Origin of the sequence: Longimicrobium sp. (assembly GCA_036387335.1) — a bacterium.
Taxonomy (GTDB): domain Bacteria; phylum Gemmatimonadota; class Gemmatimonadetes; order Longimicrobiales; family Longimicrobiaceae; genus Longimicrobium.
Genome location: DASVTZ010000118.1, coordinates 23,224 through 33,367, shown reverse-complemented (window position 1 = coordinate 33,367; position 10,144 = coordinate 23,224). Strand labels below are relative to the sequence as shown.

The window sequence follows — 10,144 nt, the reverse complement described above, 5'->3', positions numbered from 1 at the left end:
GCCCCTCCTCGTCGACGGCGAGGACACGTCGCTCACCGGCCCCCTCTCCGAAGACGAACCTTCCCCCGCCGAGCCGGACGAATCCCCCGGCATCGTCCACCGCGTCGTGGACCAGGTCACGGGCGCCGCGGCGAAGGTGCTGGACCTAGTCGGGTAGGGGCGGGCGGCGGGGGGGGGGGGGGGGAGCGGGGCGGGGCACGGGCGTGATGAATCACGCCCCTACGGGAACGCGCACGGATCTACGCGTTTGCCCCTCCCCCGCGGTTTGGGGGAGGGGCCGCGAGGAACGAGCGGGGGAGGGGGCCCCCGCCGCCCCGCCGCTACCCGAACAGGTCCAGCACCTTCGCCGCCGCGCCCGTCACCTGGTCCACGACGCGGTGGACGATGCCGGGGGATTCGTCCGGGTCCGCGGGGGCGGGTTCGTCGTCGGGGAGGGGGCCGGTGAGCGAGGTGTCCTCGCCGTCGACGAGGAGGGGCGCGGCGCCTTCGGGGCCGGCGCCGTCGTCGTCGCCGGCTTTGGGCTCGCGCTCGGCGAGGAGGGTGATCTCGACGACGCGGTCGTGGGCGGAGACGGTGATGGTGCGCTCCGGCTCGCTCATGCGCGTGCCGAGCGGGGCGGCGTCGGTCTTGATGCGCAACGTGCGGCCGACGGCGGTGACCGCCATCAGGTCCTCGCCCGCGTGCACGTCGCGCAGGCCGGCGAGGGTGCCCATCTCCTTGCCCGGGGTGTGGATGGCGTTGCCCTGGCCGTCGCGCTTCTGCAGCGCGAGCTCGGCGAGGGCGACGCGCTTGGCGAAGCCGCGCTCCGTGACGGCGACCACTTCGCCCTCGTGGCGCAGCGCCGCCATCCCGACCACCCGGTCCTGCCCGCGCAGCTTGATCCCGCGCACCCCCTGCGAGACGCGCCCCTGCAGCGGGACCTCGCCCTCGCCGAAGCGGATGACGCGGCCGGCGGCGCCCGCCAGCACCACCTCGTGCTCGCCGTCCGTGATGCGCGCGTCGACGACGCGGTCGCCGGCTTTGAGCGAGATCGCCTCGATGCCGCCGCGGGCGCGCGAGTACTGGTCCAGCGAGGTGCGCTTGACCGTGCCCTCCGCCGTGGCGAAGAGGACGAAGCGGTCGGCGCGGAACTCCGGCACCCGGTGCACCGCGGCCATGCGGGCGTTGCGCGCGCCCTCGAAGAGCTGCTTCACCGCCTTGCCCCGCCCGCTGCTCTCCGGCACGTCGCGCACGGCCAGGCCGAAGGCGCGCCCGTCCGTGCTCAGGAAGAGGAGCGTGTCCTCGGTGCTGGCCACGAAGGCGCGCTCGATGTAGTCGTTCTCGTAGCGGTCCATCGACAGCCCCTTGCCGCGCTTGGCGCCGCGCTGGTAGACGGCCATCGGGATCTGCCGCACGTACCCCTCGCGCGAGACCGTCACCACCACCTCCTCGGCGGCGATCAGGTCCTCCAGCTTCACATCCTTTTCGTTCTCGAAGATGTGCGTGCGGCGGGGGTCGCCGTACTCCTCGGCCAGCTTAAGCAGCTCGCCCCGCACCTCGGCAGTTTGGAGCGCGGGGGAGGCCAGGAGCTCCTCGAGCTGCGCCATGCGCGTCTCCAGCTCGGCCATCCGCTCGCGCAGCTCCTTGCCTTCCAGTTGCGTGAGGCGCGAGAGGCGCATGTTGAGGATGGCTTCGGCCTGGCGCTCGTCCAGCTTGAGCTCCTTCTCCAGCTTGCGCGCCGCCGTCTCGCGGTTGCGGGAGCCGCGGATGATGGCGACCACGTCGTCGATGCGCTTGAGCGCGATCAGCAGGCCGCGGAGGACGTGCGCCTCGTCGCGCGCCTTGTCCAGCTCCCAGGTGGAGCGCCGGACGACCACCTGGATGCGGTGGTCGCGGTAGCGCTCCAAAATCTCCTTGAGCGAGAACTCGCGCGGCACGCCGTTGTCCAGCGCCAGCGAGATGACGCCGAACGTCGTCTGCAGCGCCGTCCACTTGTAGAGCTGGCCCATCAGCTTGGCCGCGTCGGCGCCGCGCTTCATCTCGATGACGACGCGGATCCCCTCGCGGTCGCTCTCGTCGCGCAGGTCGGAGATGTCGCCGATCTTGCCGGCGCGCGTGAGCTCCGCGATCTGCTCGATGATGCGCGACTTGTTGGTGCCGTACGGGATCTCGGTGACGACGAGCTGTTCCTTGCCGCTCCGCTTCTGCTCCTTGTAGACGCGCGCGCGCATCACCACGCGACCACGCCCCTTTTCGTACGCCTCGCGAATCCCCTGCTTCCCCACGATCAGCCCGCCGGTGGGGAAGTCGGGGCCGGGGACGTGCTCCATCAGCTCCGCGACGGTGCACTCGGGGTTGTCGAGGAGGTGGACGGCGGCGCGCACCACTTCGCCGATGTTGTGCGGCGGCATGTTGGTGCTCATCCCCACCGCGATGCCGCTGGAGCCGTTGACCAGCAGGCTGGGGAGGCGCGCGGGGAGGACGCGCGGCTCCTTGAGCCGGTCGTCGAAGTTGGGGGCGAAGTCGACGGTGTCGCGGTCGATGTCCGCCAGCATCTCGGTGGCGATCTGCGACAGCCGCGCCTCGGTGTAGCGGTAGGCGGCCGCCGCGTCGCCGTCGATGGAGCCGAAGTTCCCCTGCCCGTCCACCAGCGGGTAGCGGAGGGAGAAGTCCTGCACCATGCGCACGAGCGAGTCGTACACCGCGGTGTCGCCGTGCGGGTGGTACTTGCCCAGCACGTCGCCCACGACGGTCGCGCTCTTTTTGTAGGGCCGAGTGGGGCTGAGCCCCGCCTCGTGCATGGCGAAGAGGATGCGGCGGTGCACCGGCTTCAGCCCGTCGCGCACGTCGGGGAGGGCGCGCTGCACGATGACGCTCATCGAATAGTCGATGAACGACTCGCGCATCTCGTCTTCAATCAGCCGCGGGAGGATGCGGTCGCGCTGCGTGGTGGTGGCGATCATCGGGGCCTGTGTCTATCCATCCGGCCGCGGGGGGCGGCATTCGAGCGGGAACCTATCATCTTGTACCCCGGCGCGCTCTTTCGGTTCGGCAAATCTTCGGAAAAGCCACGCGGCGGGTCTGCATCGTGCGTGGGCGAGCCGCGGACCCTGAACGGAGGCAGCATGGGAAGACGCGAGTCCGACATCCCCCCTTTTCCGGGCGTGCACCGCGTGGTGCTGCTGGGCTACATGACGTCGGGGAAGAGCACGGTGGGCGCCGCGCTGGCGCGCCGGCTGGAGTGGAGCTTCCTGGACTTCGACGTGGAGATAGAACAGCGCGAGGGGCGAACCGTCAAGGAGCTGATCGCCGACGTGGGCGAGGAAGGCTTCCGCGAGCGGGAGGCGGCGCTGACCCGGGAGGCGGCTTCGGCGGGGCGCCTGGTGATGTCGCCCGGCGGCGGCTGGATCACGCGCCCCGAGCTCCTGGGCCTCCTGGGCGCCGAGACGCTGCGAGTGTGGCTGCGCGTATCAGTGGACGAAACCATCCGCCGCCTGCGCGAGGACTCCATCCCCCGCCCCTTTCGCGACCTGGACGACCCCGCCCCCATCATCGCGCAGATGATGGAAGAGCGCGAGCCCCTCTACCGCCTGGCCGACGTCTCCATTCCCGCCGACACCCGCTCCGTAGAGTCGATCGCGTTCGAGATCGAGCAGATGGTGAGGACGCGGGCGGGGTGCGGGGCTGGGGTGTGAACAGCGGGGGAATGGGGAATGGGGAATGGGGAATGGGGAATCGACAGTGGAGGAGAGATGAACCGCGTGTCGTCGCACCGGGATCTGGATGTCTGGCGGCTGGGGATGGATCTCGTGGTGGATATCTACCGCGTATCCGCGACGTTTCCCTCCGATGAGCGGTTCGGCCTGACCTCGCAGATCCGGCGAGCCGCCGTGTCTGTTCCGGCAAACATCGCGGAAGGCAACTCGCGGTCTACTCGAAAGGACTACGCCGCCTTCCTCGCCGTTGCAAAGGGCTCACTCGCCGAGATCGAGACCTTTCTCCTGATCGCGATCCGGCTCGGCTATGTCACCGAGGAACGGGTCGTCGCAGAGCTGGCCCTGCTGACGCGCATCAGCAAGATGCTACGCTCTCTGCGCGCACGCCTCCTCGCCCCTTAGCCCATTCTCCATTCCCCATTCCCCATTCCCCATTCCCCATTCCCCATTCCCCATTCCCCAACTACCCCATCTCCTCCAGCACTTCCTCGAACTCCATCGCCATCGTGGGGTGTCCGTGGCGCTCGGCGGCGGCGATGCCCTGGCGGTAGGCTTCGCGGGCCTCGTCGTCGCGGCCGAGCTGGCGCAGGGCGTGGCCCAGGCGGCCGAAGGCGTTCCCCTCGTCGTCCGCGAGGTTCAGGTAGGCGCGGAGCTCGGCGGCGGCGGACTCCCAGTCGCCGGCGCGCTCGAACTCCAGAGCCAGGCCGAACCGGGGGCGCGGGTCCTGGGGGTGCGCGGCGGCCATCTTCCGCAGCGCATCCGTGCGCGATGCGTCGACCGGCATCACCAGCGCGAGGGGTTGAGGAGCTCCAGGGCGAGCACACCGGCCGCCACGCCCAGCGCCGCGGCGCCGCCCACCATCGCGGCGCGCTCGCGGGGGACGGCGGCCAGCTCGCGGCGCCAGCGGGACAGGTTCCAACCGCGGAAGCTGGGGCGCGCGCTCGGAGGCGGCGGAGGCGGCGCGGGGAGCACGTCCTCGACCACCACCGATTGGACGGCGGGCGGGGCCACGCGCTCGGTGGCGCCGCAGCCGGCGCAGCGCGCGCGCGAGGTCTGGCGGGCGGTGCGGTTGGCGAACTCCAGCTCGCCTCCGCACGCTGCGCAGGCGCGGCCCGCGGGCTCCGGGCGGATCGACTGGTAGAAGGAGTGGCGGCTCATCCCCAGCCGCGCGGCGAGGGCGTCCACGGAGTCGCGGCTGTGCCAGTAGAGGCGGTTGGCGCTCGCGTGGAGGGCGTCCGCGGTCTCGATCACGTCGTTCATCAAAGCGCTCCCGGTGTGGCTGGATCGTTCGATGGATGAACGTAGCCGCGCAGCACGCCCCGTGCCACCCATGGCCCCGCAAGTCGTTGTCTCGCCACGCCCGGGGCGGTATCTTCCCGGCCGCTTTCCCCCTCCCGCCGGGAGGCCCAAGGACCCGCGGCCCCGCCGCACGCAGCGAGATGGAACCCTGGTCGTGACCCGATCCGTGCTATCCGCGCCTTCCCGCCCCCGCCTCCGCGCGCGCCCCGCCGTGCCCCCCGCGGTGGGCGGCCGGCGCTCGCCCTTGGCCATCGTCTTCGTCACCGTACTGCTGGACCTGGTGGGGTTCGGGATCGTCATTCCCCTCCTCCCGCTGTACGCGCAGGGGTTCGGCGCCGGGGCGGTGGCGGTGGCGTCGCTGCTGGCGGTGTACTCGGCGATGCAATTCCTCTTCGCGCCGGGCTGGGGGCGCCTTTCGGACAGGTATGGGAGGCGGCCCGTGCTGCTGGTGGGCCTCTTCGGATCGGCCTTTTCGTACCTCCTCTGCGGCTTCGCGGGGAGCGTGGCGGCGCTGCTGGCGGCGCGGGCGCTCGGCGGGCTGATGGGCGCCAACGTCGGCGTGGCGCAGGCGTACGTAGCCGACGTCTCCGCCCCCGAGCGGCGCGCGAAGGCGATGGGGATGATCGGGGCGGCGTTCGGGCTGGGCTTCATCCTGGGGCCGGCGATCGGCGGGGCGCTGGCGGGGTTCGGGACGGCGGTGCCCTTTTTCGTCGCCGCGGCGCTGACGCTGGGGAACGCGCTGCTGGCGCTCTGGTGGCTCCCCGAGTCGCTCCCGCCCGAGGCGCGCGACACGGCGCCGCGCACGCCCGGCCTCGCCGCACGCCTGCGCGGCTGGACGGACCGCCGCCTGCGCGCGCCCTACTCCGCCGCGCTCCTGCTGACGCTCGCCTTCGCGGGCGCGGAGGCCACGCTCTCGCTCTGGGCATACCAGCGCTGGCGGATGGGGCCGCGCGAGGTGGCGTTCCTCTTCGCCTACCTGGGACTCATCTCCGTGCTGGCGCAGGGGTGGGGCGTGGGGCGGCTGACGAGGCGGCTGGGCGAGCGCCGCACCGCGATCCTGGGCCTCGCGGTGCTGGCCGCGGGGATGGGCGCGCTGGCCGTGGCGCCGTCACTCGCGGCGCTCGGGGTGGCGCTCGCCGCGCTGGCGTTCGGGCAGGGAACGGCGTCGCCGTCGCTGTCGTCGTGGGTGTCGCGCGCGGCGGGGCCGGCCGAACAGGGGAAGGTGCTGGGCGTGTACCAGTCGCTGGGCGCGCTGGGCCGCGTGGCGGGGCCTATGGGCGGCGGGTTCGCCTTCGCGCACCTGGGGATCTCCGCGCCGTACCTGGCTGGAGCCGCCCTGGCCGCGGGGGCGCTGGGCGTGCTCGCGTTCGCGGAGGGCGCGCGATGATCCTCGTGCCCCGCCTTCGCGCCCGCTCGCGGGTGGCGCTCGTGGCCCCCGCCGGCCCGCTCGCCCCCGGCGCCGTGGAGCGCGCCGCCGATCGCCTTTCCGACTGGGGATGGGAGCCCGTCGTCGGCGAAAATGCCCGCGGACGCATCGGCTACCTGTCGGGCGACGACGACGCGCGCGCCGCCGACTTCAACGCGGCCCTGCGCGATCCGTCCAACGACGCGATCTGGGCGCTGCGCGGCGGCTACGGCGTCATGCGCATCCTGGACCGGCTGGATTTCGATGCGCTCGCCGCCCGCCCGCGCCCGGTGATCGGCTACAGCGACAACACCGCGATCCACCTCGCCATCCAGCGCCTGGGGCTCGTCTCCTTTCACGGCCCGCACCCCGCGACCGAGATCTTCAACGACTTCTCGCGCGACACCCTCTTCCGCGTCCTTTCGGACGACGCGCCGGCCGGCCCCCTCCCCTTCCCCGACGCCGGCCCCGGCCGCGCGGAGACGATCGCGCCCGGTGTCGCCGAGGGGCCGCTGCTGGGGGGGAACCTGTCGCTGCTCGCGTCGCTGGCCGGCACGGCGTACACCATCCGCCCCGAAGGCGCGATCCTCTTCCTGGAGGAGGTCGGCGAGGCGGCGTACAAGCTGGACCGGCTCCTGTCGCAGCTGCGCCTGGCGGGGGTGCTGGACCGGGTGGCCGGCATCGCGATCGGCGCCATCAGCGAGATGCCGGACGCGGGCCGCCCCGACACCCCCACCGCCACCGACGTGATCCGCGACCTGCTGGGCGGCCTGGGCGTTCCGGTTGCGATGGGGTTCCCCTTCGGCCACATCGCGGACAACTGGACGCTCCCCATGGGCATCCGCGCGCGCCTGGATGCGGACGCCGGGACGCTGGAGCTGGTGGAGGCGGCGGTGGTGTGAGGGGGCCCCACCCCCAGCGTCGCTCCGCGACGCATCCCCCTCCCCCAAAACTGCCTGGGGGAGGGGGAGCGGTTCGAGGCGGTGGGCGGTGGTTCCGCCCCCTCTCTCGATAACAGAGGGCGCAGCCCTCTCCTGTTATCGGGAGAGGGGGCAGTCGAGTGTAACGAGACGGGGGTGAGGGTATGGATGCACGCTTCGCCGTGGGGGTGGAGGAGGGCGCGGATGGCGGATTCCTGGCGCACGGGCTGAACCTTCCGGGGTGCGCGGCGCCGGGGAGCTCGGCGGAGGAGGCGGTGGGGAACTTCGCGGCGGCGCTCCAGCAGTGGCTCCAGTTCCTGGCGTTCATCGGCGAGCCGGTGCCCGCGGACGATGCGGAGCTGGAGGTGGCCGTGGACGAGTGGCTGGAGACCGAGGCTCGCGTAGCCGAGGGGGAGACCGTCGCCTGCTTCGCGGCGGACCTGCCGGCGCTCGGGGAGGCGGAGCTGCAGTCCGGCGTGCACCGGCTGGGCGAGTTGCGGGGTCTGCTGCTGGCGCGCATCCGCAGGCGGCCGGACGCGGAGCTGGACGTGCCGGCGGAGGGCGGGTGGACGGTGCGGCAGATCCTGGACGAGCTGGCCCGCGCGCAGTGGTGGCTCCTCAGCCGCCTCGGCGCGACGCCGATGGCGGAAACGCCCGAGCTGACCGTCGCGCGGCTGGACACGGCGATGGCGCTGGTCGTTCAGCACCTGGGGCACCTGCCGCCGGAGCGGCGCGGCTCCCGGCTGGTGCTGGAGGGCGAGGAGTGGACCCCGCGCAAGGTGCTTCGGCGCCTGCTGTGGCTTGAATGGAGCCTCGGGCGCGCCGCGCTCTGGGCCCTCGAACCGGCTCGATCTCCATGACGCTCAAGATCTACACGAAGACCGGCGACCGCGGCGAGACGGGGCTCTTCGGCGGGATGCGTGTCGCCAAGGACGACGCCCGCGTGGAGGCCTACGGCGACGTGGACGAGCTCAACTCCGTGCTGGGGATGGCGTTGGCCGCATCGGACGACGCGGAGATGGTGGCGGGGCTGCGGCTGGTGCAGGCGGACCTGTTCACCCTCGGCGCGAGGCTGGCGACGCCCGCGGCGGAGGATGGCGGGCGCGAGAACCCGTGGATTCCCCAGCTCGATCCCGCGCGCGTGGCGGAGATGGAGGCGTGGATCGACCGCGCGGAGGAGGAACTGGAGCCGCTCAAGAGCTTCGTCCTCCCCGGCGGCTCGCCCGCGGCCGCGGTGCTGCACCTGGCGCGCACCGTCTGCCGGCGGGCGGAGCGGCGCGTCGTCTCGCTCGCGCGCACGGCGACCATCGAAGAGGGCGTCATCGTCTACCTCAACCGCCTCTCCGACCTCCTCTTCACCCTCGCCCGCCTCGCCAACCGCCGCGCGGGCGTGGAGGACGTGCCGTGGGTGCCGAACGCGCGCTGACAACCTGACCCGCACCCCTTTTTCTGTCATCCTGAGGGAGCCGCCCGACGGATGCCTGCCGCCCGCCGTACTCCCGCGGCTGCCGAAGGATCTAGCCGGCGAGGCTGGAGGCCCTGGGCGAACGACCAATTCCGCACAGTAGATCCTTCGCTCCGCGCCAGAGGGTGGAGCACGAGCGAGGGCGGAGGGGCGCGGGGCTCAGGATGACATAAGGGGTCGCACCCCCTGGCGCATTCTGCTCGGCCGCATCATATTCGTTCAGCGGTGAACCATCTGTCCAATGAGGAGTCAAACGATGCCATATCCCGAGATGCTGGTCGCGCCGATGCGCGCGGAGCTGACGCGGCTGGGGGTGCAGGAGCTGAAGACGGCGCAGGAGGTAGAGCAGACGCTGGGCGACACGCAGGAGGCGACGCTGCTGGTGGTGAACTCGGTGTGCGGATGCGCGGCGCGCAACGCCCGCCCCGCAGTCGCCATGGCGCTGCAGGGCGACAAGAAGCCCGCCAAGCTCGCCACCGTGTTCGCCGGGCAGGACACCGAGGCGACCCAGGTGGCCCGCGGGTACCTGCACGGCTACGCGCCGTCGTCGCCCTCCATCGCGCTGCTCAAGGACGGCGACGTGGCCTTCATGCTGGAGCGCCACCAGATCGAGGGGCGCAGCGCCGACCAGATCGCGGCGGACCTCAGGAACGCGTTCGAGCAGTACTGCTGAGGGGAAAGTGCCAAGTGCCAAGTGCTAAGTGCTAAGTGCTAAGTGCTGGAAAGGACTTAGCACTTAGGACTTAGCACTCTCGGGGACAACGCGCGGGGGACGCACCAGGGATCTGGTGCGTCCCCCGATTTCCTGGCGTCTTACCGGGTATTCTGGATGATGCGCAGGATCTGCTGCGCTTGGTCCTTGCTGTAGTCCACGGCGCCGCGGCGGTACGAGACGGCCACGCGCGTGCTGTTGGCGCCGTTCGCCACGAGCTTGATGTGGGCCACGTTGTCGCCCTGGCGGCCCTCGTACTCGCGCTCCGTCGCGTTGTCCTCGTACTCGGCGTCGGTCAGCGTCATGCCGCGGATCTGGAGGGCGGCGCGGGCGCGGCTGTCCACCGTGGCGATGGGGGCGTTGATGGTGGCTTCGACGTTCTGGTTGACCTGCGTGGCGGCGGCGGCGCCCGCGGCGGCACCGGCGCCCACCGTGGCGGCGGTGCGGCAGCCGTACGCGGCCGGCGCGATCGCCAGCACGAGGGCGAGCCTCAGCATCTGCTTCTTCATGGTACCTTCCTCCTGTGCTGCGTGGATGTTGCCCGTAGCCCGCCTCGCAAGGCGGCGGCGCCTCCGGTGGCAGGAAGCACGCCAGCGCTTTTCCCCGCCCGGCCCCCGGCGTACATTGCCGCCCAGCACCGCGCCAACC

11 protein-coding genes are annotated in these 10,144 nt (G+C 72.0%); 7 read left to right on the top strand and 4 right to left on the bottom strand.

The window, feature by feature from the left end; all coding sequences use genetic code 11:
• Positions 1-320 precede the first annotated feature (320 nt).
• The gene (gene gyrA / locus VF647_11225) at positions 321-2,942 is read right to left on the bottom strand and encodes a DNA gyrase subunit A (protein HEX8452661.1); all 2,622 of its coding nucleotides are present in this window, start codon (positions 2,940-2,942) and stop codon (positions 321-323) included.
• Positions 2,943-3,104: 162 nt separating this feature from the next.
• Between gyrA and VF647_11220 the strand changes: the two genes are divergently transcribed.
• Positions 3,105-3,674, top strand: a complete 570-nt coding sequence (locus VF647_11220) for a shikimate kinase (protein HEX8452660.1) — start codon at positions 3,105-3,107, stop codon at positions 3,672-3,674.
• Positions 3,675-3,731: 57 nt separating this feature from the next.
• Positions 3,732-4,097 carry a four helix bundle protein gene (locus VF647_11215; protein ID HEX8452659.1) on the top strand — a complete coding sequence of 122 codons (366 nt, stop codon included), beginning with the start codon at positions 3,732-3,734 and terminating at the stop codon, positions 4,095-4,097.
• Between the two features lie 61 nt (positions 4,098-4,158).
• Here the strand turns inward: VF647_11215 and VF647_11210 are convergent, their stop codons facing one another.
• Both VF647_11210 and VF647_11205 read right to left on the bottom strand, forming a co-directional pair.
• Positions 4,159-4,479, bottom strand: coding sequence for a tetratricopeptide repeat protein (locus VF647_11210; GenBank protein ID HEX8452658.1), 321 nt, complete (start codon positions 4,477-4,479; stop codon positions 4,159-4,161).
• Complete coding sequence (locus VF647_11205) at positions 4,479-4,955, bottom strand: hypothetical protein (protein ID HEX8452657.1); 477 nt, start codon at positions 4,953-4,955, stop codon at positions 4,479-4,481. The genes VF647_11210 and VF647_11205 overlap by 1 nt, the downstream gene beginning before the upstream one ends.
• Before the next feature lie 193 nt (positions 4,956-5,148).
• On the opposite strand from VF647_11205, the gene VF647_11200 reads away from it, so the two are divergent.
• The 5 genes from VF647_11200 (at position 5,149) to VF647_11180 (ending at position 9,457) form a co-directional block, all read left to right on the top strand.
• Complete coding sequence (locus tag VF647_11200; protein HEX8452656.1) at positions 5,149-6,381, top strand: MFS transporter; 1,233 nt, start codon at positions 5,149-5,151, stop codon at positions 6,379-6,381.
• A complete protein-coding gene (locus tag VF647_11195; GenBank protein ID HEX8452655.1) occupies positions 6,378-7,301 on the top strand; it encodes an LD-carboxypeptidase in 924 nt (307 codons plus the stop codon). Before VF647_11200 ends, VF647_11195 begins: the two co-directional genes overlap by 4 nt.
• A 182-nt stretch (positions 7,302-7,483) precedes the next feature.
• Positions 7,484-8,179 (top strand): type II toxin-antitoxin system HicB family antitoxin, encoded by a 696-nt coding sequence (locus tag VF647_11190; GenBank protein HEX8452654.1) that lies wholly within the window; start codon positions 7,484-7,486, stop codon positions 8,177-8,179.
• Entirely contained in the window at positions 8,176-8,745 is a 570-nt protein-coding gene (locus VF647_11185; GenBank protein ID HEX8452653.1) for a cob(I)yrinic acid a,c-diamide adenosyltransferase, read from the top strand. The genes VF647_11190 and VF647_11185 overlap by 4 nt, the downstream gene beginning before the upstream one ends.
• 295 nt (positions 8,746-9,040) lie before the next feature.
• Positions 9,041-9,457, top strand: coding sequence for a BrxA/BrxB family bacilliredoxin (locus tag VF647_11180; GenBank protein HEX8452652.1), 417 nt, complete (start codon positions 9,041-9,043; stop codon positions 9,455-9,457).
• A 140-nt stretch (positions 9,458-9,597) separates the two neighbouring features.
• On the opposite strand, the gene VF647_11175 is transcribed toward VF647_11180, so the two are convergent.
• Entirely contained in the window at positions 9,598-10,005 is a 408-nt protein-coding gene (locus VF647_11175) for a DUF3568 family protein (protein ID HEX8452651.1), read from the bottom strand.
• Positions 10,006-10,144 lie beyond the last annotated feature (139 nt).

Bases quoted from the DNA above. Each gene is read 5' to 3' on its own strand.
- gyrA (HEX8452661.1), bottom strand. From the start codon at position 2,942: ATGATCGCCACCACCACGCAGCGCGACCGCATCCTCCCGCGGCTGATT.
- VF647_11220 (HEX8452660.1), top strand. From the start codon at position 3,105: ATGGGAAGACGCGAGTCCGACATCCCCCCTTTTCCGGGCGTGCACCGC.
- VF647_11215 (HEX8452659.1), top strand. From the start codon at position 3,732: ATGAACCGCGTGTCGTCGCACCGGGATCTGGATGTCTGGCGGCTGGGG.
- VF647_11210 (HEX8452658.1), bottom strand. From the start codon at position 4,479: ATGCCGGTCGACGCATCGCGCACGGATGCGCTGCGGAAGATGGCCGCC.
- VF647_11205 (HEX8452657.1), bottom strand. From the start codon at position 4,955: ATGAACGACGTGATCGAGACCGCGGACGCCCTCCACGCGAGCGCCAAC.
- VF647_11195 (HEX8452655.1), top strand. From the start codon at position 6,378: ATGATCCTCGTGCCCCGCCTTCGCGCCCGCTCGCGGGTGGCGCTCGTG.
- VF647_11190 (HEX8452654.1), top strand. From the start codon at position 7,484: ATGGATGCACGCTTCGCCGTGGGGGTGGAGGAGGGCGCGGATGGCGGA.
- VF647_11185 (HEX8452653.1), top strand. From the start codon at position 8,176: ATGACGCTCAAGATCTACACGAAGACCGGCGACCGCGGCGAGACGGGG.
- VF647_11180 (HEX8452652.1), top strand. From the start codon at position 9,041: ATGCCATATCCCGAGATGCTGGTCGCGCCGATGCGCGCGGAGCTGACG.
- VF647_11175 (HEX8452651.1), bottom strand. From the start codon at position 10,005: ATGAAGAAGCAGATGCTGAGGCTCGCCCTCGTGCTGGCGATCGCGCCG.